Origin of the sequence: Nonomuraea maritima, assembly GCF_900100395.1 — a bacterium.
In the GTDB taxonomy this organism is placed as follows: Bacteria; Actinomycetota; Actinomycetes; order Streptosporangiales; family Streptosporangiaceae; genus Nonomuraea; species Nonomuraea maritima.
The window spans coordinates 1-15320 of sequence record NZ_FNFB01000009.1 but is presented as its reverse complement, the minus strand read 5'-3'; the positions used below and the strand labels follow the sequence as shown (position 1 = coordinate 15320).

12 protein-coding genes and 1 pseudogene are annotated in these 15320 nt (G+C 71.9%); 8 read left to right on the top strand and 5 right to left on the bottom strand.

Annotation, left to right across the window (positions count from 1 at the left end; genetic code table 11):
- The first annotated feature begins 81 nt into the window (after positions 1-81).
- The 6 genes from BLR04_RS17035 (at position 82) to BLR04_RS17010 (ending at position 8484) form a co-directional block, all read left to right on the top strand.
- Positions 82-528 (top strand): MarR family winged helix-turn-helix transcriptional regulator, encoded by a 447-nt coding sequence (locus BLR04_RS17035; RefSeq protein WP_245740301.1) that lies wholly within the window; start codon positions 82-84, stop codon positions 526-528.
- A gap of 192 nt (positions 529-720) precedes the next feature.
- Positions 721-1839 carry an NAD(P)/FAD-dependent oxidoreductase gene (locus BLR04_RS17030; protein ID WP_245740300.1) on the top strand — a complete coding sequence of 373 codons (1119 nt, stop codon included), beginning with the start codon at positions 721-723 and terminating at the stop codon, positions 1837-1839.
- Positions 1836-2720: an RNA polymerase sigma-70 factor gene (locus BLR04_RS17025; RefSeq protein ID WP_090765626.1), complete on the top strand. Its 885-nt coding sequence runs from the start codon at positions 1836-1838 to the stop codon at positions 2718-2720. Before BLR04_RS17030 ends, BLR04_RS17025 begins: the two co-directional genes overlap by 4 nt.
- 78 nt (positions 2721-2798) lie before the next feature.
- On the top strand, positions 2799-4271 hold the full coding sequence (locus BLR04_RS17020) for a cryptochrome/photolyase family protein (RefSeq protein WP_090765623.1): 1473 nt from the start codon (positions 2799-2801) through the stop codon (positions 4269-4271).
- Between the two features lie 342 nt (positions 4272-4613).
- Positions 4614-6308, top strand: coding sequence for a DUF2339 domain-containing protein (locus BLR04_RS17015; protein WP_143022070.1), 1695 nt, complete (start codon positions 4614-4616; stop codon positions 6306-6308).
- 157 nt (positions 6309-6465) lie between these two features.
- Complete coding sequence (locus tag BLR04_RS17010) at positions 6466-8484, top strand: SpoIIE family protein phosphatase (RefSeq protein WP_090765617.1); 2019 nt, start codon at positions 6466-6468, stop codon at positions 8482-8484.
- 23 nt (positions 8485-8507) lie between these two features.
- Here BLR04_RS17010 and BLR04_RS17005 read toward each other — a convergent pair whose 3' ends face one another.
- Together BLR04_RS17005 and BLR04_RS17000 are read right to left on the bottom strand one after the other, a co-directional pair.
- Positions 8508-9236, bottom strand: a complete 729-nt coding sequence (locus BLR04_RS17005) for an ABC transporter permease subunit (protein WP_090765614.1) — start codon at positions 9234-9236, stop codon at positions 8508-8510.
- A gap of 74 nt (positions 9237-9310) precedes the next feature.
- Positions 9311-10024 carry an ABC transporter ATP-binding protein gene (locus BLR04_RS17000; protein WP_090765612.1) on the bottom strand — a complete coding sequence of 238 codons (714 nt, stop codon included), beginning with the start codon at positions 10022-10024 and terminating at the stop codon, positions 9311-9313.
- Positions 10025-10229: 205 nt separating this feature from the next.
- Here BLR04_RS17000 and BLR04_RS16995 point away from each other — a divergent pair, with 205 nt between their 5' ends.
- Together BLR04_RS16995 and BLR04_RS16990 are read left to right on the top strand one after the other, a co-directional pair.
- On the top strand, positions 10230-11444 hold the full coding sequence (locus BLR04_RS16995) for a sensor histidine kinase (protein ID WP_090765610.1): 1215 nt from the start codon (positions 10230-10232) through the stop codon (positions 11442-11444).
- Positions 11445-11477: 33 nt separating this feature from the next.
- Positions 11478-12125 carry a response regulator gene (locus tag BLR04_RS16990; RefSeq protein WP_218129016.1) on the top strand — a complete coding sequence of 216 codons (648 nt, stop codon included), beginning with the start codon at positions 11478-11480 and terminating at the stop codon, positions 12123-12125.
- A 53-nt stretch (positions 12126-12178) separates the two neighbouring features.
- Here BLR04_RS16990 and BLR04_RS16985 read toward each other — a convergent pair whose 3' ends face one another.
- The 3 genes and pseudogenes from BLR04_RS16985 to BLR04_RS16975 form a co-directional block, all read right to left on the bottom strand.
- A complete protein-coding gene (locus tag BLR04_RS16985; RefSeq protein ID WP_090765607.1) occupies positions 12179-13525 on the bottom strand; it encodes a PP2C family protein-serine/threonine phosphatase in 1347 nt (448 codons plus the stop codon).
- Between the two features lie 81 nt (positions 13526-13606).
- Positions 13607-14650 carry a LacI family DNA-binding transcriptional regulator gene (locus tag BLR04_RS16980; protein WP_245740299.1) on the bottom strand — a complete coding sequence of 348 codons (1044 nt, stop codon included), beginning with the start codon at positions 14648-14650 and terminating at the stop codon, positions 13607-13609.
- A gap of 369 nt (positions 14651-15019) precedes the next feature.
- Positions 15020-15320, bottom strand: a pseudogene (locus BLR04_RS16975) (IS110 family transposase); the annotation flags it as partial.

The window sequence follows — 15320 nt, the reverse complement described above, 5'->3', positions numbered from 1 at the left end:
GATCATGGTTGGTTGCATGTTCAAGCAGATTCTGCGTACGCATGTACGATTGGATCAACACCGGGAAGGGGATGCCGCGCGATGGCCATGATCGACGACGAACTCTGGAACGGCGTCGTACGCCTGCACGCCCGGGTCGAGCACGAGCTCGCGGCCGCGCTGCAGCACCACGGGCTCGGCCTGTCGGAGTACCGCGCGTTGTGCCACCTGTCCTCGGCCGCGGGCGGCGAGCTGCGCATGCAGGAGCTGGCCGACCTGCTGGGCCTCAACCAGAGCTCGGTCACCCGCCTCGTCGGACGCCTGGAGGCCGCAGGCCTCACCCGCCGCGACATGTGCGCCGACGACCGGCGCGGCGTCTACACGGTCATCACGGACGAGGGCAGGGAGCGCAAGGCGAGCGCCGCCCCCGTCTACGAACACACCCTGACCACGGCCCTCGACCAGGCAGCCACCGACGACCTGGCGGCACTCGTGGCCGCGCTCCGCACCGCGACCACCCCGGAACCGGCCGCGGCCGGCCCCCGCTGACGCCACGTCTCCCCAGGGCAACACCCGGCCGCCGCCGACTCCACCGCTCCCCGTGAGCGACACCTGGCCACCGCCTTTACGTTGTAGATCAGCAACGCGCCGGGAACCGGTGTGTGCTACGTCTCATCCCGCCGCCTGTCACAGCCGACGAGCAGCCGGTGTCTCCATGCCGAGTCCATCGCGGAGGGAGACATGATGAGCGGCAACGTCGAGGTGGTCGTGGTCGGCGGCGGATACGGAGGCGTGATGGCGGCCAACCGCCTGGCCCGGCACGACGGCGTGTCGGTGACCCTGGTCAACCGACGTCCCGACTTCGTCGAGCGGATCCGCCTGCACCAGCTCGTGACCGGCTCCGACGACGCGGTCGAGGGCTTCGGCGCGGTCCTGGGCGGTGCCGTCCGGCTGGTGGTGGACGCCGTGACCCGGATCGACGCCGCCGAGCGCACGGTGACGCTGGCGGGCGGCGGCACGCTCGCGTACGACTACCTCGTCTACGCGGTGGGCAGCGGCGCCGCAGATCCCGGCGTGCCGGGAGCGGCGGAGTTCGCTCACTCCGTGTCGGACCTGGAGGGCGCGGAGCGACTCCGGCCGGCGCTGGCCGCGACGCCCGCGACGGCGCCGGTGACGGTGGTCGGGGGCGGCCCGACCGGGATCGAGACCGCCGCCGAGCTCGCGGAGCAGGGCCGCGCGGTCACCCTGGTCTGCGGCGCCGAGCTCGGCCCCTACCTGCACGCCCGGGGCCGCCGCGCGGTCGCCCGCAGGCTCGCCGCGCTCGGCGTGACCGTCGTCGAAGGTCGCCGCGCGCGGGTGGCGGAGGTGACCCCCGACGCCGTACGGCTCGACGACGGCCGCGAGCTGCCCAGCGCGCTGACGATCTGGACCGCCGGGTTCCGCGTCCCTGACCTGGCCGCCCGCAGCGGGCTGCGGACCGACGCCGAGGGCCGCCTGCTCACCGACGCGACGCTGACCAGCCTGGACGACGTCCGCATCGTGGCCGCCGGGGACGCGGCGGCGATGAGCGACCGGCCCTTCAGGATGAGCTGCCAGGCCGCCGTGCAGCTGGGTTCGGGTGCCGCGAACACGATCCTGCGCCGCGTCGCGGGAAGGACGCCCTCCCCCGTCCGGCTGCTGTTCGCGGGTCAGTGCGTCAGCCTCGGCCGGGACGAGGCGGTCGCGCAGATCGCCTACCTGAACGACCGGCCGAACGCGCTCCGCGTCAGCGGCCGGGCGGGCGCCAAGGTCAAGGAGCTCGCCTGCCGGCTCCCCATCGACCAGCTGGCGTCCGGGGCGCGCAAGGCCACGTCCCGATGAACGACCACGCCACCGAGTCCTTCGTCGCCCACCGCAACCTGCTGTTCACCGTCGCCTACGAGATGCTCGGGTCGGCGGCGGACGCCGAGGACGTCCTCCAGGAGACCTGGCTGCGGTGGGTCAGGGTCGATCTCGCCCAGGTGCATGACCACCGCGCCTACCTCGTACGGATCACCACCCGGCAGGCGCTCAACCGGCTCCGCACCCTCAACCGGCGCAAGGAGTCGTACGTCGGCCCCTGGCTGCCCGAGCCCCTGCTCACCACGCCGGACGTGGCCGAGGACGTCGAGCTGGCCGAGAACCTGTCGCTGGCGCTCATGCTCATCCTCGAGACGCTCTCACCGACAGAACGCGCCGTCTTCGTGCTGCGCGAGGTCTTCGACATCGGCTACGACGACATCGCGGCCGCGATCGGCAAGAGCGCTGCCGCCGCACGCCAGATCGCCCACCGCGCCCGCCGGCACGTCGACGCCCGCCGGCCGCGTACACCGGCCTCCCCCGAGGAGGCGCGGGCGGTACTGCGTTCGTTCCAGAGCGCGCTCCTGACCGGGGACCTGCGGGCGCTGCTCGACGTGCTGGCCCCGGACGTCGTGTTCGTCAGCGACGGCGGCGGCGTCAAGCTCGCGGCGCTGCGGCCGATCGACGGCGCCGACAAGGTGCTCCGCTACATGGCCGGCATCGTCGTCAAGGCCGGCGGCGTCGTCACCGGTGAGCCGACGACGCTCAACGGCAACCCCGGGCTCATCCTGCGCCTGGACGACGAGATCGACGGCGTGCTGGCGTTCCGCGTGGAGGACGCCCGCGTCACCGGCCTGTACTACGTCCGCAACCCCGACAAGCTCACCCGCATCGCGGCCGAGACCCCCGTCACCTCGCACTGATCATGTCATGGGAGGCATACCGAACCCTCCCGGACGGTACGTAGTGGTCCGGGACCTCTCGTACCGGGGAAGTGATCGATGGCCAGGCGTTGGACCTTCGCCGACCAGCTCGGGGAGCACTTCCTCGACGCGGCCGACCAGCCGGTGCTGCTCATCGAGTCGCGGGCCGTCCTGCGCCGCAGACGGTTCCATCGCCAGAAGGCCCACCTGGTGCTCTCGGCGCTGCGGCACCGCGCCGCCGAGCTCGGCGGGCAAGCCGTCTTCCTCCGCGCCGACACCTACGGCGAGGCGCTGGCCCGCGTGCGCGAGCCGCTCACGGTGTGCCGTCCCACCTCCTACGCGGCCGCCGACTTCGTCGCCCGGCTGCCGGACGTCACCGTGCTGGAGCCGCGCGGCTTCACCACCACCCAGGAGGACTTCGCCGCGTGGGCGAGCGGGCGCGGGCGCCGCCGCCTGCTGATGGAGGACTTCTACCGGGACGCCAGGCGACGGCTGGACGTCCTCATGGACGGGGACGATCCCGTCGGCGGACGCTGGAACTTCGACCCCGAGAACCGGCAGCCTCCTCCCCCGGGCGGGCTGGACGCACCCCGCCCCTGGCGGCCGGTGGAGGACGAGATCGACGAAGAGGTCCGCGACGACCTCTCCCGGTGGGAACGCGACGGGGACGTGGCCTTCGTCGGCCGTGACGGGCCCCGCGCCTTCCCCGCGACCAGGGCCGAGGCCCTCGCCGCCCTCGACGACTTCGTCACCCATCGGCTGCCGTGCTTCGGCCCGCACCAGGACGCCATGCTCGCCGACGACCCGGTGATGGCGCACAGCCTGCTGTCCGCCGCGCTCAACCTCGGGCTGCTCGACCCCATGGAGTGCGTACGCGCGGCCGAGGCGGCCCATCACGCGGGCAAGGCGCCGCTGGCGAGCGTGGAGGGGTACGTACGTCAGGTCATCGGCTGGCGCGACTACATGTGGCACCTGTACTGGCACCTCGGCCCCTCCTACCGTGACAGCAACCACCTGGCCGCGGACGTCCCTCCGCCGGAGTGGTTCGGGGAGCTGGACGCCGGGGCGGTGCGGGCCCGGTGCCTGTCGTGGGCGCTGGAACAGGTCCGCGACCACGGTTTCACCCACCACATCGTGCGGCTGATGGTGCTCGGCAACTACGCCCTCCAGCGCGGCTTCCTTCCCCGCGACATGGCTGACTGGTTCCACCGCTGCTTCGTCGACGGGTACGACTGGGTCATGATCCCCAACGTCGTCGGCATGTCCCAGCACGCCGACGGCGGCACCCTCGCGACGAAGCCGTACGCGGCGGGCGGCGCGTACATCAACCGGATGAGCGACTTCTGCGGCGGGTGTTCCTACCGCCCGGCCGAGCGCACGGGTGCGGAGGCGTGCCCGTTCACCGCGGGGTACTGGTGGTTCGTCGCCCGTAACGAGGACCGCCTCAAGGGCAACCCGCGCATGGCCATGCAGCTCAAGAGCCTGCACCGGCTGCCGGACATCGACGAGGTCTGCGCCCGCGAGCGCGACCGCGGAAGCACCCCGCCCTGAGCGCATCCGACTATTGCAGAACTGCAGACCTTCACGTGTCCCGACATTTCCCGGGAAATCATCGTTCAGTGCCCACGGAGAATCCTTTCAAAGAGCCCGCCCGTTCTGCCCTGGAGTGCGCTCTTCCGAAAGCCGCCGGCCGGCGCGAACCAGCATCGGGCCCAGCGCCCAGGTGAGGGTCCGACAAAAGCCCGGCTGGGCTTTATGGCACGCCCGTTCCGCCAGGTCCGACCGTACAGTGACATCGCGCTAAGATCGCGTCTCATGCCTTCAGGTCGATTATGGCGAAATATCAGAATCGGAGTAGTAGGTCTGATTCTTGCGGCGGCGATCGCCGGTTTGGTGATCGGTGACGCCTGGCTCTGGGTGGCCGTCGAGTGGTCGCCGCCTTCCTATGGGCTCCCCTTCACGGATCAGGAGTTCGACACCCCGACGACGGTCGCGTTGGTCGTGGCCGCCGTGGTCAAGGCCGCGTTCCTGTGGTTGATCCTGCGTGCCCCTGCGCCCGGTCCCATGGACCGCCGCACGAAGGCGCTGCGCCGGCTGCTGTACCTGACGGTGGCGTACGACCTCGTCCTGTGGTACCCATTGGCGCTGCTCCTCGACACGGTGGTCGCCGCATTCGATCTCGCGCTGTGGACCTCGCTCAACGTTCTCTTCCTGCTCGTCATCCGCTGGCGCTCCCGTGCGCTGCGCGCCACGGCCGGGACGATGTTCGCGCTCGAACTGGCCGGGATGGCCGACGCGCTGCTCGACGAACTCGACCTCCCGGAGCTCGGGTCGAACGACGCCGTGGGATTCGTCCTGGCGCTGGGCGGGGCGGCGGCCATCGTCCTCACGGTCGTCGGGCAGCGGCGCGACGGCCGGTGGAGCCGAGGCACGCTGGTCGCCGGGTGGGCGTTCGTGGGCTCTTTCGCGCTGATGATCTCGGTCGTCGCGCTCGCCGACATGCTCTTCAGCGGCGGCCTCGTGGAAGGGATCGCCCTGGACGCGTTGGGGCTCGTCCCCGCGGTGTGGCTCGCGGCGACCGCCCGCGAGCTGCCCACCGACATCGGCCCGGCGGACCGGCCGCCCGCGCGGCGGCGCGAACTCCGCGTCGCGATGGCGGCCGTCGCCCTGCTGCCGATCGTCGCGCTGGTCCACCCGGAGCAGAGCGCGCACCACAGCTTCACCGGCGCGTCGCCGCCCTGCTACGACCAGCCCCACTTCGGCGACCTCAAACCTTCCGAGCGCGACGCCGCGTTCCTGTGCCAGGCGCGGATCAGATACTCCGGCGTCCCGCCCATCTTCCCGGACACCTTGCCCGACCAGGCGGTCCTCGCGTACGGGCGGGCGCTGTGCCGGGCGAAGGATCGCGAGGAGGAGAGGGAGATCCTGACCCGCGCCGGGAGCGAGCGGCCAGACTCGGGCATGGACCCGTGGGACCTCGTCTACGTGTGCCCTGAGGTCGTCGGGGCGACCCGTCCCGAGCTGCTGCGGTCGGCCGAGGAGCAGAAGGCGGCGAACGACGCCTACATCGCCGAGGCCAATGCGAGGTGCCGCGACCCGTGGCCGCGGACGAAGGGCGTCGCCCAGGCCACGGCCAACTACTTCCTGTTCGTGGACGGCGACCCCGGCTACCTGGTCCAGGACCCCGGGGACAAGGCAGCCGAGCAGGCAGCGGGGCTGGCGATGGACCGGGTCTACGACGACGACACCCTGATCGGGGTGGGCGGCAGCGCGGTGCTCGTCGGGCACGTCGAGGACGTCAGTGACCTGTGCCTCACGGTGAAGGCGTTCCGCGCCGCGCCGCCACGGCGGGTGGCCGGGTGGGACTACGTCAACGAGGTGCCCATCGTGAGCCGCAGCGGACAACTGACCGTGCCGGAGATGGACGGAGGAGACGTGGGCGCCGGCGCCCCGATGCCGAACCTGGCGATCAGGGGGAAGGGCCGCTACCGGCTCCGCGTCTACGTGCGGGCCGACGACTCCGGTGAGCAGCACCTGGTCGTCGTGTTCCCGGGCGCGTCGAGGAAGAGGCTCCAGCTGAAACCGTGAGCCTCCGGACGGGAGGCGAAGAGGCCCCCGCGACAGACGCGCGCCACTATGACCATGCGCGGCACCGAGCGGGGGCCGACGGCTCATCTGTGTCCGATTCCTACCGTATTCTGGTACTACTCTGACTCATTGGAGTCAACCCGAGGATGTAAGGGATATGGCTCCTGGTGAGCGCAGCGCACGACTCCTGACGGCCCCCGCGGTCGCGGTCCTCGACGCCGAGGGGACCGTGACCGGCTGGACCCAAGGTGCGACAGAGCTCCTGGGGTATCACGCGGACGAGGTCGTGGGCCGGTCGAGCGCGTTCCTGTCGCCCGGCGACGGAGCACAGCGTTTCGCGACGTGGGCGCGGACCCACGGCCGGCTCGACGCGTGGTCGGGCCTGGCCGAGTTCCGCCACCGTGACGGTCACACGATCGTGCTGCACCTCGACGGCCGCCGGCTCACCACGGCGGAGGGCAAGCCCGCCTGGATCTTCATGGTGCGGCCGACGTCCACGGAACGCGCGGCCGACTCCGTGGCGGAGGTGCTCATCCGGCAGTCCCCCATCGCGACGTGGATCTGGGACCGCGAGCTGCGCTGCGTGTGGCGCAACGACAGGGCCCGGCAGGTGCAGGCGCTCTTCCGGTACGGTCCCGGCATGCCGCAGGAGAACGCCCCCGCGCGCGGCGACGAGCAGACCAGGCGGGCGCTGCAGGCCGTGCTCACGCACGGCGTCCCGGTGACCGACACGGAGGTGGTCTGGCCCGCCGCGGACGGGCTGGGAAATCGCACCCTGTCGGTCTCGATCTTCCGTCTCGAGGGCACGGACGGTGATCCGGTGGGCGTGTGCTCGATGGCCATCGACATCACGCAGAGCCAGGCGCGCCGGCGCGTGGCCCTCCTCAGCGACGCGAGCGCCCGGATCGGCACCACGCTCGACATCCGGCACACCGCGCAGGAACTCGCGGAGTTCGCCATGCCGGCGCTGGCCGACTTCGTCACGGTCGACCTCGACGAGACGGTGCTGTCCGACCTTCTTCCGCTGCAGCGCCCGGCCGCGACGCGCGCCGCCACGTTCCGGCGGGTGGGCATGGCCTCCGTCCACGACGAGCTGCCGGAGAGCCTCTGGCAGCCGGGCAAGCCGCTCTTCGTCTCGCTGTCGACCCCCCACACCAAGGTGCTGTACTCGGGACGGCCGCACTTCGAACCCGAGCTGGACACCTCCCCGGGCAACTGGCTCGACCATGACCCGGACCGGGCGCTCGTCGTACGCAAGACCGGCATGCACAGCCTGATGCTCATCCCGATCCGGGCGCGCGGCGTGATCCTCGGCGTCGCCGTCTTCGCCCGTACGGTGAACCCGACGCCGTTCAACGAGGACGACCTCCTGCTGGCCGAAGACCTCGTCGCCCAGGCGGCGCTCAGCCTCGACACCGCCCGCCGCTTCACCCGCGAGCGCATCGCCGCGTTCGCGCTGAACCGCGACCTGCTGCCGCGCAGGCTCCACGGCGGCGACTCACTCGACCTGGCCTACCAGTACCGTCCCGCCGGCGCCCGCGAAGGCGTCGGCGGCGACTGGTACGACACGATCCCGCTGAGCGGCGGCCGGACCGCGCTGGTCGTGGGCGACGTGGTGGGGCACGGCGTGCCCGCCGCGGCGATCATGGGACAGCTGCGCACCGCCATCAACACCCTCGTCGTCATGGACCTGCAGCCCGACGAGCTGCTCACGCACCTGGACGACCTGTTCGACGACCTGGACCGACGGGATCTCGACGAGAACGACATCCCCTTCCACCCGCTGGGCGCGACCTGCCTGTACGCGGTGTACGACCCCGCCACCCGAAGCTGCGCCATGACGACGGCAGGCCATCCGCCCCCCTTGATCGCCACCCCGGACGGCGCCGTCACGTTCCCCGAGCTGACCACCGGCCCACCGGTCGGCATCGGCATGGGTTCGTACGAGACCGCCACCTTCGACCTCCCGGCGGGCTCGCTGATCGCCCTCTACACCAACGGGCTCATCCAGCGCCGCGGGGAGGACCTCGACGTCGGCATGGAACGCCTGCGCACGATCCTGAGCGATGGAGCCGATCTTCCGCTGGGACGCCTGTGCACCGGCGTGATCGACGCCGCGGTCGGGACGCTGCCCCCCGAGGACGACATCGCGCTCCTCATGGCCCGCACCCGCTGACACGGCACGCCGTCACGTGAGCGTCAGCGCACGTCGGCGCGGATGACGCGGACCGCGCCCACGACCAGGGGCACCACGATCCACGCCAGCACCGACGTGGCCAGGCGGGCGGCCTCGCCACCCGTCATGCCCCCGCTCGCCGGCGCGCCGGTGGTGACGCCGAGGTCGAGCCAGGCCGCCAAGGTCTCCCCCACCGTGCTCACGTTCGCGACGAGACTCCACACCATGGGGCTCACCAGGCAGATCACGATCGCGGCCGGCGCGTTCAGCAGCAACAGACCCATCGCCAGCCCCTGCGCCGTGAGGATGAGCATCGTCGTGAGCCGGCCCAGCAGGGCCATAGGCGTCACCCCCCAGTCGGCCTGCTCCCCGTGGACGGCTGTCGCCACCGCCGCGATCACCAGGCACAGCGCGCCGGCCACCACGGCCGCGGCCAGCGTGGACAGACACTTCGCCGCCAGCACCCGTCCCCGTCGCGGCTCCAGCGTGAACGTGGTCAGCGCCGTACGGTGGGTCCACTCCCCCGTGATCGTGAGGACGCCGAGCACGGGCAGCAGGATCCCGAGCGCGATCCCGGCGGTCCCCGCCAGGGTGAGGAAGCCGGTCACGCCGGTCGCCACGGACCGTGCGACGACGAGCGCGGGCGACAGGACGACGAGAACCGCGGTCAGCACGAGGCCGGCACGCGTGTCGAACAGCTTGCGCGACTCGACCCGCAGCAGCCTGGCGAACGGGACGCCCCGAGCCCCCACCGCACCCGAGCCCGGCTCCGCGCCTGGCCCTGCGTCTGGCCCTGCGCCTGGTGGGACCGAAGAAGAGGTGGCGGTCACAGGTGGCTCCGTTCCGTGTCGGCGGTGAGGTCGAGATAGGTCTGTTCGAGACCGCGGCCCCGCGCGAGCTGCGCGGCGGTGCCCTGGGCGAGCACCCGTCCCCGGCCGATCAGCACCAGGTGGTCGGCGACCTGCTCCACCTCGTGCAGCAGGTGCGAGCTGAGCAGCACCGCGCAGCCCGAGGCGGCCAGGTCGCGCAGCAGCCCGCGCATCCAGTGGATGCCGTGCGGGTCGAGGCCGTTGGCCGGTTCGTCGAGCACCAGCGCTCGCGGGCTGCCGAGCAGCGCGTGCCCGATGCCCAGGCGCTGGCGCATGCCCAGCGAGTAGGTGCCGACCCTTCGCCGCGCCTCCTTGCCGGTGAGGCCGACGAGGTGCAGCACCTCGTCGGCGCGCGAGCGCGGCAGACCGAGCAGCATGGCTCCCAGGACGAGCACCTCGCGCCCGCTGCGGCCGGGGTGCAACGCGCCCGCGTCGATCATCACGCCGACGTCGTGACCCGGGCGCTCAAGCTCCGCGTAGGGACGCCCGAGCACCGTGGCGGCGCCCGAGGTGGGACGGGTGAGCCCGGCCAGGATGCGCAGCGCCGTCGACTTCCCGGCGCCGTTGGGGCCGAGGAAACCGGTGACGGTCCCCGGCCGGACCGTGAAGGACACGTCGTCCAGGGCCCGCACGCCTCGGTAGGTCTTGCTGACGTTGTGGAATGCGATCACGGTGCAAGTTCATCGCGGGACGCGGCCTCGGCTCATCGGACCGGGGTCGAGCGATCCCCGCCGCAGGGCGAGACCTCGGCGCTCTCCCGCTGACCCCGGTCGCCCCGGGGTAGCCTCCGGTCCACAACGGACCTCGACCGAAGGATGCGCCGCCCTCGCCCTGGGGCGCTGACGGTCACGCCGCGCGGTGCCTAGGCTGAGACGCGTGCGTGAAGTCCATCCCCCGGCGAGCCCTCCTCCCCCGCTCGCGGCCGGCGAGCCGGCCGAGGCCTCCCGCGACGGTGCGGGCGATCGGCTGGGGAGCGTGCTCGGTCACCTGTTGGCTGCTCTGCCGCTGTTCTGCTTCGCTCTGGTCGGGGGGCTGATCCTGGTCATCTCCGCCCCCAAGAGCATGCCCGTCATCAACGGACTGCTGCCGTCGGTGATCGCCGACATGGCGTTGGGCGTCGCCGGGCTCGTGCTGCTGCGGTGGCGACACCGGTGGCCGTGGCAGGTGGCGCTGGCCACGGCGCTGCCGACGGCGATCTCGTTCACCGTCGTGGGCCCGGCTCTCGTGGCGTTCACCTCGCTCGCCACGCACCGCAGGTGGCAGCAGGTGGCGCCGATCGCCGTGGTGGCCTGGCTGGCGCCGACCGTGTCGGCCTGGCTGCTGGTTTCCGCCATGGCCGCCGTGTTCTACGGAGTGGTGGTGGCCGCGGTGCTGGGCGCGGGGATCGTGTTCGGGCTCTATCTGGGCGGACGACGGGAGCTGGCGGACGCGAGGCGGGAAGCCGAGGCGGCGGCCCAGGTGCAGCGGGTGGAGCAGGCCAAACTGGAGGAACGGCTGAAGATCGCGCAGGAGATGCACGACGTCCTGGCGCACCGGATGTCGCTGCTGGCGATGTTCGCGGGCGGGCTCGCGCACCGGAAGGATCTCGGCCCGCGGGAGACCCGCGAGGTCGCGCTGGCGATCCAGCAGAACGCCCACCAGTCCCTGGAGGAGCTGCGCGCGGTCCTCGGCACGCTGCGGCACGAGGACGACGACCTGAAGCCGCCGCAGCCGACGCTGGCCCAGCTGGACGCGCTGTTCGACGAGGTCCGCACGGCCGGGCAGCACGTCGTCGTGATCGACACCGTCGGGTCGAGAGAGCTGCTGCCGACGCAGACCGGACGGCACGCGTACCGGATCGTGCAGGAGGCGCTCACCAACGCGCGCAAGCACGCGCCCGGCGTCCCGGTGCGGGCGGAGCTGGCCGGGCGGCCGGGCGACGGGCTGCGCATCCGGGTCAGCAACGCGGCGCTGCCGGGCGCCGCCGGCCCTGGCGGCCGGCAGGGGCTCGTCGGGCTCGCCGAGCGGACGCGGCTGGTCGGCGGCACCCTCGCGCACGCCGTACACGACGGGCTGTTCGTCCTGGAGGCGTGCCTGCCGTGGGAAGCTTGACGCGCCGAGCAGAGGGTGGGGAGAGGTGAGCCGGTGATCAGGATCGTGATCGTGGACGACGATCCGATGGTGCGTACGGGGCTGCGGCTCATCCTCGGCGGCGAGCCCGACTTCGACCTGGCAGGAGAGGCGGGCGACGGACGCGAGGCCATGGCGGTGATCGGCGAGCTGCGTCCCGACGTGGTGCTGATGGACCTGCGGATGCCCGAGCAGGACGGCCTCGTCACCACCGAGCTGCTGCTGGGCCGCCCTTCGGCGCCGCGCGTCCTGGTGCTGACCACGTTCGACGCCGACGACATGGTGTTGCGCGCGCTACGGGCGGGCGCCCACGGGTTCCTGGTGAAGGACACCCCGCCGGCCAAGATGATCGAGGCGGTACGGACGGTCGTGCGGGGCGAGCCGGTGCTGTCGCCGTCCGTCGCCCGTCAGGTGATCGCCGCGGCGACCGACCGGCACGTCCCGCGCCGCGACGAGGCCGTGCGGGAGCTCTCCGCACTCACCGAGCGGGAGCGGGAGGTCGCGGTCGAGGTGGCGACAGGCGCCTCGAACGCGGAGATCGCGCGCACCCTTTCGGTCAGCGTGGCCACCGTCAAGGCCAACATCTCCCGCATCTTCGCCAAGCTCGGCACCGACAACCGGGTCCACGTGGCCATGAAGGTCCGCGACGCCGGCCTCGTCTGACGTGACGGCGCTCCCGTCCGGGACGAGCCGGGCAGGGGGCGCGCCCGCCTCGGTCACAGGGCCTTGACCAGGAGGAGGGCTATGTCGTCGCGTTCGGTCTGGGTGGCCTGGGCGCGGATCACCACGTCGCAGATGCGCTCGATCCCGAGCGGTGGACCGGTGAGCAGGCCACGCAGCTTGGCGAGCCCCTCGTCGATGTCCCACTCCCGGCCCTCCACCAGCCCGTCGGTGTAGAGGACCAGCAGCCCGCCCGCGGGCAGCGCGAACTCGCACAGCTCGTAACGTTCCGAGGAGATGCCGAGCGGCGGGCCGGGCACCACGGGCAGCGTCTCGACGGTCCCGTGCGGGTGGACGAGCATGGGCGGCAGGTGCCCGGCGCAGGCGATCTGCACCGTCCCGGCGGCCCGGTCGTAGCGGGCGCACAGGCAGGTCGCGATCTGTTCCAGGTGGAGCTGCTCGGCCACCCGGTCGAGCCGGTAGAGCAGCTCGGCGGGGTCGAGGTCGAGGCTGGCCAGCGTCTGGGTGGCGGTGCGCAGCTGGCCCATGGCGGCGGCGGCGCGCACGCCGTGTCCCATGACGTCGCCGACCACGAGCGTGGTACGTTCCCGGGCCTGCGGGATCACGTCGAACCAGTCGCCGCCCACCCCGGCCAGGTCGCTGGCCGGGAGGTAGCGGTGGGCGACCTCCAGCCCGGGCGGCGCCGTGAGGGCGGCGGGCAGCAGGCTGCTCTGCAGGGCGAGGGCGGTGCGCCGCTCGCGCGCGTACAGGCGGGCGTTGTCGATGCAGATCGCGGTGCGGGCGGCGAGCTCCTCGACCAGGGCCACGTCGGCGCTCCGGAACGGCTCGCTGCACGGTTCGCGGACGAGCACGAAGAAGCCGAGCACGTTGCCGCGTGCCAGCAGCGGCGCGACGAGGAGGGAGCAGCCGGTGAGGATCTTCGCGATGACGTCGCGGCCGAACGCCCTGGCGTTCTCGTCGCCGACGTTCTGGTCGAGCCGCTGGACCAGAACGGTCCTGGCGGTGGCCATGGCCTGGCCCTGCGGCAGGTACGGCGGGTAGACGGCGACCTCGCCGACGGGGAACGCGCGGTCCCAGTCGAAGGGGTTCTCGACCGCGACCGCGGTGGCCACCCGCCGGACCAGCGCGGTGCCGTCGGTGGGACGGACGGGGAACTCGCCTTCGGTGATGAGCCGTTCCTGCACCATGATGCCGCCGGCGTCGGCGCACCGCGGCACGGCGACGTCGAGCACCTCCCGGCAGGTCTGGGCGAGGTCGAGGGTGCTGCCTATGCGCGTGCTCGCGTCGTTGAGGAACGCCAGGCGCTGTTCCAGGGTCGTGGCGCCGCCGAGCCGTAATTCGGTCCGGCCGCGCGGGTCCTTGATAAGGAAACCGAGATCCACCGATGTTTGTCCTCCGGCATGACGGGATCACCGCGTGCCACAGAATAGGCCCCGCGAACCGCCATTTCCTAAGGACGCACGCTATTTCCCCGCTATTCGCTTTTTTCCTTCATCGCGGGCGCGGAGTGGCGCGGCGCTGCCCCGGACGACGAGGGTCGTGGCGAGCTCGATGCGCGTTCCGATCGAGCCCCCCGGGTGGGTCAACGCCTCGGACAGGAGCCGTACGGCCTCGTTGGCCATGTCGTCGAGCGGCTGGCGGACGGTGGTGAGCGGCGGCGAGAGCATCTCGCACAGCGACGAGTCGTCGAACCCCACGACGGACAGGTCGTCGGGCACGCGCACGCCCCGTTCGGCGGCCGCCTGGTAGATGCCCGCGGCCTGCAGGTCGTTGCCCGCGAAGACCGCGGTGGGCGGGTCGTCGCGGTCGAGCAGCTCCGCGCCGAGCCGCTTGCCGCCGCCGACGAGGAAGTCGCCGTAGCGGGTGAGGGCGGGGTCGGAGTCGACGCCGAACGTGCGGTGGGCGGCGAGGTAGCCCTCGTAGCGGTCGAGGGTGCACTGGGTGTCGAGCGGGCCGCCGATGAAGCCGATCCGGGTGTGGCCGAGTTCGAGCAGGTGGGTGGTGGCCATGACGCCGCCCAGCCAGTTGGTGGCCCCGACCGTGGACAGCCGCGGGTCGCGCTGCCCCACCGGGTCGAGCAGCACGAGCGGGACGTGCAGCAGCTCTTCGATGGCCTCGATCTCGCACTGGTCGGCCCGCGACAGGACGAGCACGATGCCGTCGGTGGTGCGCCGGCGCACCATGCCGATCCAGCGGGACAGGTCGAAGTCGGGGCGCGCGGAGGAGGTGACCACGAGCGAGAACCCCCAGCGTGCCGCGGCCTTCTCCGCTCCTTTCACGAGGTCCTCGGCCCACGGCGAGCCGAGGCCGTCGATGAGCAGGTCGACCAGGCCGACGCGGGGGGTGCTCGGCGGGCGCGGGGCTTCGTAGCCGGAGGCCCTGACCGCCGCGAGGACCTTGTCGCGCGTCGTGGGCGACACGTGCTTCTTCCCGCTCAGGACCTTGGAGACGGTCGGCACCGACACTCCGGCGGCCGCCGCGACGTCTGCCAGCGTGGCTCGGCCCACCAGGACCTCCCGTTCGCCGTGGCGTCCGCCGTCGCGACGGCACGCCGACTTTTCGGAAAATCACCTGAACATGAGACCTGGAACTTTTCTGCGCTTTCCGGCATGCAGGCCCAGATTGGCGACAGGGCCGCGAGCGCGAGCCTAGCGTAAGCGATCGGCAATGTCAGCGTGATTTATCCGGAAACCTATCCGGAAACTTTCCGCCATTTCCACGGCGCCCCTGACCTCTTGCGGCAGGAGAAGTTGATATCGCACGTATGGCCGCATTACGCCATCGGGTGGGCGCGCGGGCGAGGTGGCGCTCGGACCGCTCGGCGCGGCGGTGGTCCGGATTGCGCGGACGTGAAAGACATCCCAGGAGCGTAGATGTCAAGCCGCAACGAACTCTGCGTGATGCGACCAGGCGGTCGTCTCGTCGTAGAGGGTGTCGGTTTTGAGGCATCCGTGCAGGATGCCGACGAGCCGGTTGGCGACCTGACGCAGGGCGGCGTTGTGACTGGAGCCGCGGGCTCGTTGCCGGTCGTAGTAGGCCCGCGCGCCGGGCGAGAGCCTCAGTGCGCTGAAGGCCTGGGTAAGCAGGGCGTCGATGAGCCGGTCGTTGTGGATGAACCGGGCCAGGGCGACCTTCTTCTTGCCCGACGCGCGAGTGATCGGGGAGGTCCCGGCGTAG

What these genes read in the sequence shown, in the direction of transcription:
- BLR04_RS17020 (WP_090765623.1), top strand. Translation starts at nt 2,799, where the DNA reads ATGGCCAGGCGTTGGACCTTCGCCGACCAGCTCGGGGAGCACTTCCTC.
- BLR04_RS17025 (WP_090765626.1), top strand. Translation starts at nt 1,836, where the DNA reads ATGAACGACCACGCCACCGAGTCCTTCGTCGCCCACCGCAACCTGCTG.
- BLR04_RS17035 (WP_245740301.1), top strand. Translation starts at nt 82, where the DNA reads ATGGCCATGATCGACGACGAACTCTGGAACGGCGTCGTACGCCTGCAC.
- BLR04_RS17010 (WP_090765617.1), top strand. Translation starts at nt 6,466, where the DNA reads ATGGCTCCTGGTGAGCGCAGCGCACGACTCCTGACGGCCCCCGCGGTC.
- BLR04_RS17030 (WP_245740300.1), top strand. Translation starts at nt 721, where the DNA reads ATGATGAGCGGCAACGTCGAGGTGGTCGTGGTCGGCGGCGGATACGGA.